General features: G+C 65.0%; 14 protein-coding genes. 13 read left to right on the top strand and 1 reads right to left on the bottom strand.

Annotation, left to right across the window (positions count from 1 at the left end):
• Window positions 1–77 precede the first annotated feature (77 nt).
• The 3 genes from KFE19_01545 to KFE19_01535 all read left to right on the top strand — a co-directional run bounded on the left by KFE19_01545 (window position 78) and on the right by KFE19_01535 (window position 2,533).
• Entirely contained in the window at window positions 78–554 is a 477-nt protein-coding gene (locus KFE19_01545) for a hypothetical protein (GenBank protein QUO38234.1), read from the top strand.
• Between the two features lie 93 nt (window positions 555–647).
• Window positions 648–917, top strand: a complete 270-nt coding sequence (locus tag KFE19_01540) for an ACT domain-containing protein (protein QUO38233.1) — start codon at window positions 648–650, stop codon at window positions 915–917.
• 257 nt (window positions 918–1,174) lie between these two features.
• Entirely contained in the window at window positions 1,175–2,533 is a 1,359-nt protein-coding gene (locus KFE19_01535) for a PFL family protein (GenBank protein ID QUO38232.1), read from the top strand.
• 124 nt (window positions 2,534–2,657) lie between these two features.
• Here KFE19_01535 and KFE19_01530 read toward each other — a convergent pair whose 3' ends face one another.
• Window positions 2,658–3,224, bottom strand: a complete 567-nt coding sequence (locus KFE19_01530) for an epoxyqueuosine reductase QueH (protein QUO39489.1) — start codon at window positions 3,222–3,224, stop codon at window positions 2,658–2,660.
• Window positions 3,225–3,448: 224 nt separating this feature from the next.
• On the opposite strand from KFE19_01530, the gene KFE19_01525 reads away from it, so the two are divergent.
• The 10 genes from KFE19_01525 (at window position 3,449) to KFE19_01480 (ending at window position 14,586) form a co-directional block, all read left to right on the top strand.
• A complete protein-coding gene (locus KFE19_01525; GenBank protein ID QUO38231.1) occupies window positions 3,449–6,388 on the top strand; it encodes a 2-hydroxyacyl-CoA dehydratase in 2,940 nt (979 codons plus the stop codon).
• A gap of 9 nt (window positions 6,389–6,397) precedes the next feature.
• On the top strand, window positions 6,398–7,735 hold the full coding sequence (locus KFE19_01520) for a 2-hydroxyacyl-CoA dehydratase (GenBank protein QUO39488.1): 1,338 nt from the start codon (window positions 6,398–6,400) through the stop codon (window positions 7,733–7,735).
• Window positions 7,736–7,752: 17 nt separating this feature from the next.
• Window positions 7,753–8,313: a flavodoxin family protein gene (locus KFE19_01515; protein QUO39487.1), complete on the top strand. Its 561-nt coding sequence runs from the start codon at window positions 7,753–7,755 to the stop codon at window positions 8,311–8,313.
• Between the two features lie 176 nt (window positions 8,314–8,489).
• Window positions 8,490–9,353: a class I SAM-dependent methyltransferase gene (locus KFE19_01510; protein QUO38230.1), complete on the top strand. Its 864-nt coding sequence runs from the start codon at window positions 8,490–8,492 to the stop codon at window positions 9,351–9,353.
• Window positions 9,354–9,357: 4 nt separating this feature from the next.
• Window positions 9,358–9,963: a VanZ family protein gene (locus KFE19_01505; protein ID QUO38229.1), complete on the top strand. Its 606-nt coding sequence runs from the start codon at window positions 9,358–9,360 to the stop codon at window positions 9,961–9,963.
• 7 nt (window positions 9,964–9,970) lie between these two features.
• On the top strand, window positions 9,971–10,813 hold the full coding sequence (locus KFE19_01500; GenBank protein ID QUO38228.1) for an energy-coupling factor transporter ATPase: 843 nt from the start codon (window positions 9,971–9,973) through the stop codon (window positions 10,811–10,813).
• A 50-nt stretch (window positions 10,814–10,863) separates the two neighbouring features.
• Entirely contained in the window at window positions 10,864–11,730 is an 867-nt protein-coding gene (locus tag KFE19_01495) for an energy-coupling factor transporter ATPase (protein ID QUO39486.1), read from the top strand.
• Window positions 11,724–12,530 (top strand): energy-coupling factor transporter transmembrane protein EcfT, encoded by an 807-nt coding sequence (locus tag KFE19_01490; protein QUO38227.1) that lies wholly within the window; start codon window positions 11,724–11,726, stop codon window positions 12,528–12,530. Before KFE19_01495 ends, KFE19_01490 begins: the two co-directional genes overlap by 7 nt.
• 123 nt (window positions 12,531–12,653) lie before the next feature.
• Window positions 12,654–13,409 (top strand): tRNA pseudouridine(38-40) synthase TruA, encoded by a 756-nt coding sequence (gene truA, locus KFE19_01485; GenBank protein ID QUO38226.1) that lies wholly within the window; start codon window positions 12,654–12,656, stop codon window positions 13,407–13,409.
• Entirely contained in the window at window positions 13,402–14,586 is a 1,185-nt protein-coding gene (locus KFE19_01480) for a hypothetical protein (protein ID QUO38225.1), read from the top strand. Before truA ends, KFE19_01480 begins: the two co-directional genes overlap by 8 nt.
• Window positions 14,587–14,621: the final 35 nt, after the last annotated feature.

Here is a 14,621-nt window from a genome sequence, read left to right as displayed (position 1 = left end):
GCCCGCGGGCCCGGTCCTGTTTGTCCTTCGGTCTTTCCGCCCCCGCTGCTGCATACGGTGGAGAGAGGTGAGAGACCATGAGAGATACGATCGATCGGGTGGCACTGCGGTATCTGGCCGCGGTGCTGCTGGGACTGGTGCTTCTGCTGCTCCACGGCACGGTCCGGAGCGGTCCGGCGGCGGTGCTGGTGCCTCAGCGGGCAAGTCCCTGGGAACTGAGCAAGCTGGTATTCTGGCCCATGCTGGGGGTCTGCTTTCTGACTTGCCGCCTGGGGCGGGCGCCGGGACCTGTGGTCCGGGATTTGCCGGCGGCTGTGCTGGCGAGCCTGGGAGCCGTGGCGCTGAATGGGGCGATATTGGCCGCCGGCGGCAGCGGCCGGCTGTGCCTTGCGGTCTGGGCGGGCGCCCTGGCGGCAGGGATCGCCTTCGGCCCCGACGGCGCCCGGCGCCCCCGGATCTGGCTGGTTCTGTGCGGGCTGCTGGCGGCCTGCTATGTCCTGCTGACCTTCCTGGTCCCGCCGTGGGGGTTGTTCCAGGGCCTGGCGGCGGGTTGACGATTTACAAGCCGCCGGAGCTATGCTATAATGCTTTGGTATGCTGCGAAAGAGAGGCCGGTCCGGCGGACCGGCCCACAAGGAGGAGACACTATGAACGCCATCGTCACCGTTGTGGGGCAGGACAAGGTGGGCATCATTGCCGCCGTCTGCGCCCTGCTGGCCGAAAACAACGTCAATATTCTGGACATCACCCAGACCATTTTGCAGGGGTCCTTCACCATGGTCATGGCCGTGGATGTCAGCAAGGCCCGCACCTCCGTGGGCGAGCTGCGGGGACTGCTGGAGGCTCTGGGCGAGAAGATGGAGATATCCATCCGCATCCAGCGGGAGGAGATCTTCGACGCCATGCACAGAGTGTGAAAGTACGGGGGAGCAGGCTCCCCCCCGCAGGCCCCCCCACCACCAGTGACATCGGTCACTGGTGAACGCCGCCCAGGGCGGCTGGGTCAAGGTATTTTCGGCAGGTGCATGTCCTGCCGAAAATGATTGAAATTCCTTGATTTGCTTTTTGGCAAATCAACCGGGGAAAATCGCAGGTTTTCCCCTGGCCCCCTTTCCAGGTCGGATGTTCCTGGGAAGCTGGACTTCAGAGAATAACTTTACTGTGGAGAACCATTATGCTGAATCAGAAGGAAATTTTATCCACCATTGAGATGATCGACCAGCAGCACCTGGACATCCGCACCATCACCATGGGCATCTCTTTGCTCAGCTGCTGCGACCCGGACCCGAAACGGGCCTGCGAAAAGATCTACAATAAGATCACCCGCTGCGCGGAACACCTGGTCCGCACCGGCGAGGACATTGAGCGGGAGTTCGGTATCCCCATCGTCAACAAGCGGATCTCCGTGACCCCCATTGCCCTGGTGGCCGCCGCCAGCGAGGCGGAGGACTACGTGCCCTTCGCCCTGGCTCTGGACCGGGCGGCCAAGACCTGCGGCGTCAACTTCATCGGCGGCTACTCCGCCCTGGTGCAGAAGGGCATGACCCGCGCCGACGAGAAGCTGATCCGCTCCATTCCGGAGGCGCTGTCCCGGACGGAGCTGGTGTGCTCCTCCGTCAACGTGGGCTCCACCCGGGCGGGCATCAATATGGATGCCGTCAGCCTCATGGGCCGCATCATCAAGGACACCGCCGCCGCTACCGCCGACCGGGACGGGCTGGGCTGCGCCAAGCTGGTGGTGTTCTGCAACGCCGTGGAGGACAACCCCTTCATGGCCGGCGCCTTCCACGGCGTGGGCGAGGCGGAGAAGGTCATCAACGTGGGTGTCTCCGGCCCCGGCGTGGTCCACCACGCCCTCAAGTCGGTGAAGGGACAGCCCTTCGACGTGGTGGCCGAGACGGTGAAGAAAACGGCGTTCCGGGTGACCCGCATGGGCCAGCTGGTGGCACGGGAGGCCAGCGCCCGGCTGGACACCCCCTTCGGCATCGTGGACCTTTCCCTGGCGCCCACCCCGGCCATCGGGGACAGCGTGGCCCGGATCCTGGAGGAGATGGGCCTGGAGGTCTGCGGCACCCACGGCACCACCGCCGCCCTGGCCCTGCTGAACGACGCGGTGAAGAAGGGCGGCGTCATGGCGTCCTCTTCCGTGGGCGGTCTCTCCGGTGCCTTTATCCCCGTCAGTGAGGACGAGGGCATGATCGCCGCCGCCCGCGGCGGCACCCTCTGCCTGGACAAGCTGGAGGCCATGACCTGCGTGTGCTCCGTGGGCCTGGACATGATCGCCGTGCCCGGCGACACGCCGGCGGAGACCATCTCCGCTATCATTGCCGACGAGGCCGCCATCGGCATGGTCAACAACAAGACCACCGCCGTGCGGCTCCTGCCGGCCCCCGGCAAGGACGTGGGGGATACCATCGAGATGGGCGGACTTCTGGGCTCCGCCCCGGTGATGCCGGTCCATCGGGAGTCCAGCGCGGACTTCATCGCCCGGGGCGGCCGCATCCCGGCCCCGCTCCACAGCCTGAAAAACTGAGACCATACAAAAGAGGACTGCCTGCAGGCAGTCCTCTTTGCTGTGTTTTGTACCGATCATCTTCCAGCCGGGGCCGATGGTCCCGAACCAGTGGACAGCAGGGGAGGGCGGCGGTATGCTCTGCTCAGCCCTCGGCAAATTTCGCCTTGTCCCGGTCGATCTGCTTCTGGTAGCGGTCCGCCTCGGAAAAGACGCAGCCGCAGTACTTCTGCATGTAGAACCCCAGTTCCCGGGCCCGCTGGTTCCCGGCGCGGAAGTTGGGCCGGAAGTCCCGGTACAGGAAGGTAACGCCGTGGCGGGCCGCGGCGGCCTCGGCGGCGGCCCGGATGGCCTCGTGATTTTGATAGGTGCTGGCGAGCAATGTGGAGGTGAAGGCCGCAAAGCCATGCTCCGCGGCGTACTTTGCCGCGCCCTCCAATCGGTGGCCGTAACAGTAGGCGCAGCGGGCGTCGATGTTGCCGGCCACCTGTTCTACGAACTGCCGCAGGCCGTAGTCCTCCCACACCCGCACCTCCATGCCGATGGTGGGGGCATACTCCAGCAGGCAGTCCCGCCGGGCCTGGTACTCCTTCCAGGGATGGATATTGGGGTTGTACCACAGGGCCACCGGCTCGATGCCCTCGGCGCGCAGGGGGTCGATGCAGCTTAAAGAGCAGGGGGCGCAGCAGCAGTGCAGCAGCACACGGTCCATGGAATTCGCCTCGCTTTTTGAAAAGTCCTGTTCAGTATAGCACATTTCCGGGAAAAGTCCAGAGGCGGGAAAAATAGGAATCTTAACGAATTCTTCACACTTGCTGGTGATTTTTCCAGTTGAACATCCTGTCGAAAAAGAGTATCATATCAACTAATGTGGAATCGTACGGTTACGCGGTGAAATTCCCGGCGTAACCGTTTACCTGTAAGGAGGCAGTAACCTTGAAAGTGGGACTTGACGTGGGCTCCACCACCATCAAATGCGTGGTGCTGGACGACGCGGACCATCTGATTTACAGTACATACGAGCGGCATTTCAGCCATATCCTGGAAAAATCCGAAGAGCTGCTGCGCCGGGTGGCGGAGCAGTATGTCCCCGGCGGGAAGGCAGAATTCGCCATCTCCGGCTCCGCCGGCATGGGCATGGCGGAGAGCGTGGAGGTGCCCTTCGTCCAGGAGGTGTTTGCCACCCGGGTGGCGGCCACCCGCCTGACCCCCGGCACCGACTGCATCATTGAGCTGGGCGGGGAGGACGCCAAGATCCTCTTCCTGACCGGCGGCATGGAGGTGCGGATGAACGGCTCCTGCGCCGGCGGCACCGGCGCCTTCATTGACCAGATGGCGACGCTGCTGAAGATGACCGCCGACGAGATGGACGCCGCCGCCCAGAAGGCGGAAAAGACGTATACCATCGCCTCCCGCTGCGGCGTGTTCGCCAAGAGCGACGTGCAGCCCCTCATCAACCAGGGCGCCCGGGCAGAGGACATCTCCGCCAGCATCTACCAGGCGGTGGTGAACCAGACCATCGCGGGCCTGGCCCAGGGCCGGCCCATCAAGGGCAACGTGGTGTATCTGGGCGGTCCCCTGACCTTCTCCCGGTGCCTGCGGGAGAGTTTTGACAAGACCCTGGGCGTCACGGGCCTGTGCCCGGAGAACAGCCTTCTGTTCGTGGCCCTGGGCGCCGCCTTTTACTCCGACAAGACCTTCGATCTTCTGGAGGTGGCGGATCGGCTTCAGGAGCACGGCGCCTCCGAGACCTACCGCTCCCAGCCGGCATTGTTCTCCTCTCAGGAGGAGTATGAGGCCTTCCGGGCCCGGCATGCCAAGGCCACGGTGCCCCGGGTGCCCTTCGGCGCGGACTACGCCGCCCCGGTCCACATCGGCATCGACTCCGGCTCCACCACCGTCAAGATGGTGGTCATGGACCAGGACGCCCGCATCCTCTTCACCGACTACCGGCCGAACCTCGGCAACCCCGTGCCGCTGATCCGGGAGGTGCTCCAGAAGCTCTACGACGAGCACCCGGCCCTCCATGTGGCCTCTGTCACCACCACCGGCTACGGCGAGGACCTGGCCAAGGCCGCCTTCCACGCCGACTACGGCGTGGTGGAGACCGTGGCTCACTTCACCGCCGCCCGGCACTTCCTGCCAAACGTCGACTTCATCATCGACATCGGCGGCCAGGACATGAAGTGCTTCAAGATCGACCAGGGAGCCATCAGCAACATCTTCCTCAACGAGGCCTGTTCCTCCGGCTGCGGCAGCTTCCTCCAGACCTTTGCCCAGGCTCTGGGCTACGATGTGAAGGAGTTTGCCAAGCTGGGATTGTTCGCCGAGCGGCCCGTGGACCTGGGCAGCCGGTGCACGGTGTTCATGAACTCCTCCGTCAAGCAGGCCCAGAAGGACGGGGCCACCATCGAGAATATCTCCGCGGGCCTCTCCATCTCCGTGGTGAAAAACGCCATCTACAAGGTGATCCGGGCCTCCTCTCCCGAGGAGCTGGGCCGGAACATCGTGGTCCAGGGCGGCACCTTCTACAACGAGGCGGTGCTGCGGGCCTTTGAGAAGGAGATGGGGGTGGAGGTCATCCGCCCGGACATCGCCGGCCTCATGGGCGCCTTCGGCGCCGCGTTGTACGGCCGGGGCAAGGCCGCCGCGGGGCAGACCAGCACCCTTCTGGACCGGCAGGCGCTGACGGACTTCCGCCAGGAGACGGAGAGCCGCCTGTGCGGCCTGTGCGGCAACAACTGCCAGATGACCGTCAGCACCTTTGCCGACGGGTCCACCTTCATCAGCGGCAATCGCTGCGACCGGCCCGTCACCGGCAAGGCCGACACCGGCGAGCGGAACCTGTACGCCTACAAGCGCAAGCTGATCCTGGGCTACAAGCCTGTCCCCGGCAAGCGGGGCAAGATCGGTCTGCCGCTGTGTCTGAACTTCTGGGAGCTGCTGCCCTTCTGGCACACCTTCTTCACCAAGCTGGGCTTTGCCGTGTACCACAGCCCCCTCTCCAGCCGGGACCTGTACCTCAAGGGCCAGGGCACCATCCCCAGCGACACCGCCTGCTTCCCGGCCAAGCTGGCCCACGGCCACATCCAGTTCCTCTCCAAGCTGGGGCTGGACGCCATCTTCTATCCCTGCATGACCTACAACATCGACGAGGGCCTGGGCGACAACCACTACAACTGCCCCGTGGTGGCCTACTATCCGGAGGTCATCGCCGGCAACTGCCCGGAGATCAAGGACACCAAGTTCATCTACGACTATGTGGGCCTCCACCGGCCCAAGGACTTCACCAAGAAGATCTTCACCATCCTGCGCAAGTATTTCCCGGACATCACCAAGGGGGAGATTAAGGAGGCCGCCGACGCCGCCTATGCCGAGTACGCCCACCACATGGCCCAGATCCGCAAGGAGGGTGAGCGCATCATCGACCAGGCCCGGGCGGAGGGCCGCCGCATCATCGTGCTGGCGGGCCGTCCCTACCACGTGGACCCGGAGGTGAACCACGGCATCGACACCCTCATCACCCGGGCGGGCGCCGCCGTGGTGACCGAGGACTCCATCTCCAACCGGGTGGAGAAATTCCCCACCACGGTGCTGAACCAGTGGACCTACCACTCCCGCCTGTACGCCGCCGCCCGGTACTGCTGCGACCAGCCGGACATGGACCTGGTGCACCTGGTCTCCTTCGGTTGCGGCGTGGATGCCATCACCTCCGACGAGACCCGGGAGATCCTCCAGGCGGGAGGAAAGCTGTACACCCAGCTGAAGATCGACGAAATCACCAACCTGGGCGCGGTGCGCATCCGGCTGCGGAGCCTGTTCGCGGCTCTGGACGAGCAAGATGAAAAGCGCCGTGCGGAAGGAAAGGAGGCCTGAGCCATGGAACTGGAATTTCAGAATTACCCCAAGTTTACCCCGGAGATGAAAAAGACCCATAAAATCCTGATCCCCAACATGGCCCCGGTGCAGTTCCGCATCCTGGCCGCCGTCATGGAGCAGGCGGGCTACACCTGCGAGCTGCTGGAAAACTGCGGCAGCCAGGTCTGTGAGCTGGGCCTCAAGTACGTCCACAACGACACCTGCTATCCGGCCCTGCTGGTCATCGGCCAGTTCCTGGACGCCCTGGGCTCCGGGAAGTACGACCTGGACCACACCGCCCTCATCATCACCCAGACCGGCGGCGGCTGCCGGGCCTCCAATTACATCCACCTGCTGCGCAAGGCCCTGGTCAAGGCCGGGTATCCCCAGGTGCCCGTGGTGAGCCTGAACTTCTCCGGTTTGGAGAAGGACTCCGGCTTCCCCATGACGGTGCCGCTGATGCGCAAGCTCCTGGCTTGCATCTACTACGGCGACCTGCTGGTGACACTGAAGGCCCAGACGGAGCCCTACGAGACCCACAAGGGCGACGCGGCTGCCTGTCAAGAGAAATGGCTTGACACCATCTGCGGCTGGGTGCTTCAGGACAAGGGCTGGTCCGGCCGGGAGATCAAGGCCGCCATGCCGAAGATCGCCGCGGACTTCGCCGCCATCCCCGTCCACCGGGTGCCCAAGGTCAAGGTGGGCGTGGTGGGGGAGATCTACGTGAAGTACTCCCCTCTGGGCAACAACGACCTGGAGAAGTTCCTGGCCAGCCAGGACTGCGAGGTGAACCTGCCGGGCCTCATGGGCTTCGTGCAGTACTGCGCCTACAACCCCTCGGAGACCGCCCGGCTCTACGGTGGATCCTTCCTGGAAAAGCACGTGTCCGACGTGATCCTCCAGTACATCGCCGGCATGGAGAAGGTCCTCATCAAGGTCCTCAAGGACAACGGCTATCACGCGCCGCTGCCCTTCAACGAACTGGTGAAGCTGACCGACGGCATCATCTCCACCGGCGACAAGATGGGGGAGGGCTGGCTCCTGACCGCCGAGATGATCGAGCTGGTCCGGGCCGGGTACGAGAACATCGTCTGCGCCCAGCCCTTCGGCTGCCTGCCCAACCACATCTGCGGCAAGGGCATGATCAACAAGATCCGGGAGCTGTACCCCCAGGCCAACATCACTCCCATCGACTACGACCCCAGCGCCACCCGCGTCAACCAGGAAAACCGCATCAAGCTGATGCTGGCGGTGGCCCGGGAGCGTCTGGCGGGCCGGGAGGCGCCGTCCCTGCCTGACGAGGAGGACGGCGTGGCCTGCGGCAGCTGCGCTTCCTGCACCGCCTGCGGCGGCGAGACCCTGTGAAGCGCGTTCTGATCCTCATGGGCAGCCCCCGGAAGGCGGGAAACACCGCCGCGCTGCTGGCGCCCTTCTGCGAGGCGCTGGAGCAGGGCGGCGCGGAGACGGAGACGGTGTGGCTCTATGACCGGGAGATCAGGCCCTGCCGGGCCTGCCGGATCTGCCAGCGGGACTGGACGGTGTTCGGCTGTCCCCAGGGGGACGACGTTCAGGACCTCTTTGACCGGGTGCTGGCGGCGGATCTGATCGTGCTGGCCACGCCCATCTATTCCTGGTACTGCACGGCGCCCATGAAGGCCCTGCTGGACCGGCTGGTGTACGGCATGAACAAGTTCTACGGCGAGACCCGGGGCCCCTCCCTGTGGGAGGGGAAGGCCGTGGCCTTGCTGCTGAGTTGCGGCTACCGCCCGGAGAAGGGCTGTGACCTCTTCGAGACGGGGATGCGGCGCTACTGTGCCCACTCCCGCCTGCGGTATCTGGGCAGCCACGCCGAACGGCACCTGGGCTATGACGTGCCCTTTATGGATGACGGGAAAGCGGAGCGGGTTCGGGCTTTTGTCGGGACGCTGCTGGAGAGAATATGACCGAGGCCCCGGCGCGCGCTGCGCCGGGGCCGTTTTTTCCCGGGAGCGCCGGGTTTCGCCTCTCTTCGACAGCCGAAAGGAATTGACGAACCGGCGGGGAAAGAGGTATAATAACATGATTTGCTATGGACATGCCTCCTCCGCTTGGGCGGAGGCGGAAGGGAAGGAGCGGCGATATGTGGATTGCGGATCAATGGCAGGACTATGAGCTGCTGGACTGCGGCGGCGGCGAGAAGCTGGAGCGGTGGGACGATCAGCTGCTGGTGCGGCCGGACCCCCAGGCCATCTGGGAGAGCCCCCGGCGCAACCCCGCCTGGCGCAAGGCGGACGGCCGGTATCTCCGCAGCCAGACCGGCGGCGGACACTGGGAGAAGAAGGCCCTGCCGGAGAGCTGGAAGATCCATTACGGAGAGCTGACCTTCCAGGTCAAGCCTATGAATTTCAAGCACACGGGCCTCTTCCCGGAGCAGGCGGTCAACTGGGACTTCGCCATGGAGAAGATCCGCTCCGCCGGGCGGCCCATCCGTGTGCTGAACCTCTTCGCCTACACCGGCGGTGCCACGGTGGCCTGCGCCAAGGCGGGGGCCAGCGTGTGCCATGTGGACGCGGCCAAGGGCATGGTGGCCTGGGCCAAGGACAACGCCAAGCTGTCCGGCCTTTCCGACGCCCCCATCCGCTGGATCGTGGACGACTGCGCCAAGTTCGTGGAGCGGGAGATCCGCCGGGGCAAGACCTATGACGCCATCATCATGGACCCGCCCAGCTACGGTCGGGGCCCCGGCGGCGAGGTGTGGAAGCTGGAGGAGAACCTGTATCCCTTCGTGAAGCTGTGCGCCGGGGTGCTGTCGGACAAGCCCCTGTTCGTCATCATCAACTCCTACACCACGGGCCTGGCCCCGTCGGTGCTGGGCTACCTGCTGCACCTGCTGGTGGCGGAGAAGTACGGCGGCCGCTGCACCTGGGATGAGCTGGGCCTTCCGGTGACAGAGACCGGCCTGGCCCTGCCCTGCGGCGCCACGGGCCGCTGGTGCAGCGAATAAGTCCATGGGAAGGACCGCAGCGTATCTGCTGACCCTGCTGGCCGGCGGCTGCGCCGCCCTCGCGGTGTACGGCTGCCTGCTGCCCTGGCGGCGGCGGAGACTGCGCCGCGCCGGGCTGGTGAGCCCGCCCCTCCGGGAGGGGGCTATGGCACTGTTCTGGATGTTCTGCGGCGGCATGGCGGCCCTGACCCTGACGCCCCGGTGGGTGGTGTGGTCCCTGGTGGACCTGCTCCACGGCTACACCTGGAACACGGGCGGCGACCCCTTTTTTGAACTGGGCACCGTGAGCCTGGTGCCCTTTCGGACCTTCGCCGCCGACGCCCACTCCCTGTACATCCTGGCAGGCAACGTGGTGATGTTCCTGCCCTTCGGCTTTTTTGCCGCCCTGCTGTGGCGGGGATACACCTGGAGGCGGGCCCTGGTCACCGGATTGTGCGTCACCGGCGCCGTGGAGTGCTGGCAGCTGCTGGTGGGGCGGGCCTTTGACATTGACGATCTGATGCTGAACACCCTGGGGGTCTTGGCGGGCTTTGGGCTGCTGCGGCTGCTGGAGCACGGGGCCCCGCGGGTCCCGGGGCGGTTCCGCGTGAGGAAACTGCAAGAGAAGTGAGAGAACGATGCCGACGATCATTCAAACGGAAAATCTGACCTACGCCTATCCGGCGGAGGAGGACCAGAAGCCCCTCCTGGCCCTGGCGGGCGTGGATGTGTCCATTGAGAAGGGCACCTTCGTGGTGGTCCTGGGCCACAACGGCTCCGGTAAGTCCACCCTGGCCAAGACCTTCAACGGCGTGCTGCTGCCCGCCGGGGGCAAGGTGTACGTGGAGGGCATGGACACCACCGACGAGAAGCTGCTGCTGGCCATCCGCCGCACCGTGGGCATGGTGTTCCAGAACCCGGACAACCAGATCGTAGCCAACGTGGTGGAGGAGGATGTGGCCTTCGCCCCGGAGAACCTGGGCGTCCCGTCGGAGGAGATCCGCCGCCGGGTGGACGAGGCTCTGGCGGCGGTGGGTATGAGCGAGTTCGTCCGCCACGCCCCCCATCTGCTCTCCGGCGGCCAAAAGCAGCGCATCGCCATCGCCGGAGTGCTGGCTATGGAGCCGGCGTGCATCGTCCTGGACGAGGCCACCGCCATGCTGGACCCGGTGGGGCGGCGGGAGGTGCTGACCACCATCCACCGGCTCAACCGTGAGAAGGGCATCACCGTGGTGCTCATCACCCACCACATGAATGAGGCGGAGGAGGCGGACCGCCTTCTGGTCATGGACGACGGGAAGCTGGTCATGGACGGGAGCCCCCAGGAGATCTTTACCCAGGTGGGTAAGCTCCGGTCCATGGGCCTCACGGTGCCGGACACCGTGGACCTGCTGGACCGGCTGCGCCGGGACGGCCTGGACGTGCCCCTGACGGCCCTGACGGTGGAGGCGTGCGCCGACGCCATCGCCGCCGCGCTGTGAATACGGAACAACGGGCCCGGTTCCGGGCCTGCGGAAGGAACGAGAGCAAATTGGAACCGATCCTGCAAGTACAACATCTGACCCATACCTACGGGGTGGGCACGCCCTTTCAGCGCAGCGCGGTGGAGGACGTGTCCTTCGACGTGTATCCCGGGGAGTTCGTGGGCATCATCGGCCACACCGGCTCCGGCAAGTCCACCCTGATCCAGCACCTGAACGGATTGCTCAAGCCCACCTCCGGTCAGATCCTTCTGAACGGGAAGGACATCTGGGCGGAGCCCAAGAAGATCCGGGACGTGCGGTTCCAGGTGGGCCTGGTGTTCCAGTACCCGGAGTACCAGCTCTTCGAGGAGACGGTCTACAAGGATATCGCCTTCGGTCCGGCCAACATGGGCCGCACCGGGGAGGAGCTGGACCGATGCGTCCGGGAAGCCGCCCGCATCGTGGGCATCCGGGACGACCAGCTGGACAAGTCTCCCTTTGAGCTCTCCGGCGGCCAGAAGCGCCGGGTGGCCCTGGCGGGTGTTCTGGCTATGGAGCCCCAGGTGCTGATCCTGGACGAGCCCACGGCGGGGCTGGACCCCGCTGGCCGGGAGAACCTGATGGCCAACATCCGGGACTATCACCGAAACCGCGGCCTCACCATTTTGCTGGTCAGCCACAGCATGGACGAGATCGCCCAGAACGTGGACCGCATCCTGGTGCTCAAGTCCTCCCATGTGCTCATGGGCGGCACCCCCCGGGAGGTCTTTGCCCGGGGCGAGGAGCTGCTGGAGGCCGGTCTGGATGTGCCCCAGGTGACGAGAGTTGCCATGGCCCTCCGGGACCGGGGGCTTCCCATCGACCCGGCGGTGTACACCGTGGAGGAGCTGGAGCGGGCCATTCAGGCGCTGCGGAAGGGGGGAGCCCCATGCTGAAGGATATCACCCTGGGCCAGTATTTCCCGGGGGACACCGTGGCGCACCGGCTGGACGCCCGGACCAAGATCCTGCTGGTGATGCTGTACATTATCGCCCTGTTCTGCGCCAAGAGCTTTACGGCCTACGCCCTGCTGGCCGCCGTTCTGGCGGTGTGCGTCCGGGTGTCCCGGGTGGGACTGCGGTCCCTGGTGCGGGGCCTCAAGCCGGTGCTGTTCATCATCGTCTTTACGGCCCTTTTGAACCTGTTTTTCACCCCCGGCGAGCGCTATGTGCTGGAGTGGGGGTTACTGCGCGTTTCCGACACGGGTCTGCGCAACGCCGTGTTCATGGTCCTTCGGATCATGCTGCTCATCATGGGCACCTTCCTCATGACCTACACCACTAGCCCCATCAGCCTCACCGACGGACTGGAGCGGCTGCTGAACTGGATGAAGCGCCTCCGTGTGCCGGTCCACGAGCTGGCTATGATGATGTCCATTGCCCTGCGGTTCATCCCCACGCTGATCGAGGAGACGGACAAGATCATGTCCGCCCAGAAGGCCCGGGGCGCGGACTTTGAGAGCGGCGGCCTCATCCAGAAGGCCAAGGCCCTGATCCCCATTTTGGTGCCGCTGTTCATCAGCGCCTTCCGTCGGGCCGACGAGCTGGCCACGGCCATGGAGTGCCGCTGCTACCATGGCGGCGAGGGCCGCACCAAGCTCCGGGTGCTGCGGTACGAGGCCCGGGACTACGTGGCCCTGACCGCCGGCGCCGTGATCTTGGCGGCGGTGATCGTCATGCGGAACCTGGGGATCTGACCCCGGCGGACTGGATACCCTTGCGTTGCAAGCGCCGGACCTGTCCCGGTCGGGAGAGAGCATGCCGGTACTTGAAAATGGGGCGCTGCCCCGCAGAGATATTCCCCGGAAAGGAGGGCCCACATGCGCAACATCGCCTTAAAACTGATGTACAACGGCACCGCCTACCACGGCTGGCAGACCCAGAAGAACGCTGTTACCGTCTGCGAGACATTGGAGAAGGCCATCGAGAAGATCACCGGCGCGTCGGTGCACCTGACCGGCTGCGGCCGCACCGACGCCGGCGTCCACGCCGAGCGCTATGTGGCGAACTTCCGCACCGACAGCCGCATTCCCCTGGACCGGCTGCCCTTTGCCATCAACACCCACACCCCCGAGGACATCGCCGTGAAGGAGGCCTTGGAGGTGGCGGAGGATTTCAACGCCATCGGCTCCTGCATCAAGAAGGAGTACACCTACCGGATCTACAACTCCCGGTTCAAGAACCCGTTTTATGTCAACCGAGCATATTTCTATCCCAAGCGCCTGGACGAGGAATTCCTCAACCGGGCGGCCCACCAGTTCGTGGGCACCCACGACTTCGCGGCGGTGCGGTCCGTGGGCACGGAGACCCGGTCCACCGTCCGCACCATCTACTGGTGTGACGTGACCCGGAACGGTGATTTGCTGGAGCTGAAGGTATGCGCCGACGGCTTTTTGTATAACATGGTACGGGCCATCACCGGCACGGTCCTCTACGCGGCGGAGGGAAAATTCGCCCCGGAGGACATCCCCGCCATCCTGGAAAGCAGGGATCGGACCGCCGCCGGGCCCACGGCGCCGCCGGGGGGACTGTACCTGACGAGACTTTGGTATGAGGATGAGCGGCTCAATGGATAACAAGACCCACGACATCTGGAATGACGACGACGGCGCGGAGGAGCGCCCCCGGAAGAAGCGGCACCGCCTGCGGCGGTTCCTGCTGTTCTTCCTGGCGCTGGTGGTTGTGCTGGCGGTGGTGCTGCTGGCCGCCTGGCGGGACGGTACCGGCTTTGACGCCCTGCAGCGTTACTTCTCCTACGGCTCTGCCGATCAGGAGACCAGCTATACCTATGACGCCGCTTCCAGCAACCGCTTCGCGGTGCTGGGGGACCGGCTGGTGGTGCTGTCGGATACCGCTCTGCGGCTGCTGGCCCCGGGCGGGGAGGAGATCTGGTCTGTCCAGGTAAAGATGAACGCGCCCTTTTTGTCTACCGGCGGCGGCCGTGCCGTGGCCTATGATGTGGGCGGCACGGAGCTGTACGTACTGGACGAAAACGGGCTTGTGAAGGAGTTTACCGCCGACGCGGACCACGCCTTTCTGGCGGCCACTCTCAACGCCGAGGGCTGGCTGGCGGTGACGGCGGAGAAGCGGGGCGACAAGGGCGCTGTCACCGTCTACAACGACCAGCTGAGCGACCCGGTGTTTCAGTTCAACTCCTCCGACCGCTTCGTCACCGACGGCTACGTCACCGACGACTGCAAGCGCCTGGCGGCAGTGACTCTGGGACAGGAGAACGGCATATTCGTCAGCAACATCGTGCTCTATGACCTCAACGCCGAGGACCCTGTGGGGGACTACGACGTGTCCGACGGCCTGGTGCTGGCCATCGGCCAGCAGGACGATCTGCTGGTGACAGTGACGGACACCTGCCTGGCGCTGACAGACCGGGACGGCGAGGACCAGGTCCGCTATGACTACGGCGGGGCCTATTTGAGAGAATACGCCATGGAGGGCGACGGCTTCACGGCCCTGCTGCTGAACCGGTACAAGTCCGGCAGTGTGGGCACCCTGGTGACTGTGGACGAGGAGGGGCAGGAGATCGCCTCTCTGGAGGTGCGGGAAGAAGTCCTGGGTCTTTCCGCCGCGGGCCGGTATCTGGGTGTGCTGTATCTGGACCGGCTGGTGATCTACAACCAGGACCTCCAGGAGTACGCCGTCCTCAACGGCATCAGCTACGCTAAGACGGTGCTGATGCGCCAGGACGGGACCGCCCTGCTGGTGGGTTCCCAGAAAGCGGAATTATTCCTGCCCTGAGAGGGGAATTCACAAAAGGTTTACACGGCGAAAGG

It is taken from the genome of Dysosmobacter sp. Marseille-Q4140 (genome assembly GCA_018228705.1).
Lineage (GTDB): Bacteria > Bacillota > Clostridia > Oscillospirales > Oscillospiraceae > Oscillibacter.
Note: the sequence above shows the minus strand (reverse complement) of the source record. Positions and strands in the feature narration are given on the sequence as shown.

What these genes read in the sequence shown, in the direction of transcription:
- KFE19_01500 (QUO38228.1), top strand. Translation starts at nt 9,971, where the DNA reads ATGCCGACGATCATTCAAACGGAAAATCTGACCTACGCCTATCCGGCG.
- KFE19_01530 (QUO39489.1), bottom strand. Translation starts at nt 3,224, where the DNA reads ATGGACCGTGTGCTGCTGCACTGCTGCTGCGCCCCCTGCTCTTTAAGC.
- KFE19_01540 (QUO38233.1), top strand. Translation starts at nt 648, where the DNA reads ATGAACGCCATCGTCACCGTTGTGGGGCAGGACAAGGTGGGCATCATT.
- KFE19_01510 (QUO38230.1), top strand. Translation starts at nt 8,490, where the DNA reads ATGTGGATTGCGGATCAATGGCAGGACTATGAGCTGCTGGACTGCGGC.
- KFE19_01515 (QUO39487.1), top strand. Translation starts at nt 7,753, where the DNA reads ATGGGCAGCCCCCGGAAGGCGGGAAACACCGCCGCGCTGCTGGCGCCC.
- truA (QUO38226.1), top strand. Translation starts at nt 12,654, where the DNA reads ATGCGCAACATCGCCTTAAAACTGATGTACAACGGCACCGCCTACCAC.
- KFE19_01505 (QUO38229.1), top strand. Translation starts at nt 9,358, where the DNA reads ATGGGAAGGACCGCAGCGTATCTGCTGACCCTGCTGGCCGGCGGCTGC.
- KFE19_01545 (QUO38234.1), top strand. Translation starts at nt 78, where the DNA reads ATGAGAGATACGATCGATCGGGTGGCACTGCGGTATCTGGCCGCGGTG.
- KFE19_01490 (QUO38227.1), top strand. Translation starts at nt 11,724, where the DNA reads ATGCTGAAGGATATCACCCTGGGCCAGTATTTCCCGGGGGACACCGTG.
- KFE19_01480 (QUO38225.1), top strand. Translation starts at nt 13,402, where the DNA reads ATGGATAACAAGACCCACGACATCTGGAATGACGACGACGGCGCGGAG.
- KFE19_01535 (QUO38232.1), top strand. Translation starts at nt 1,175, where the DNA reads ATGCTGAATCAGAAGGAAATTTTATCCACCATTGAGATGATCGACCAG.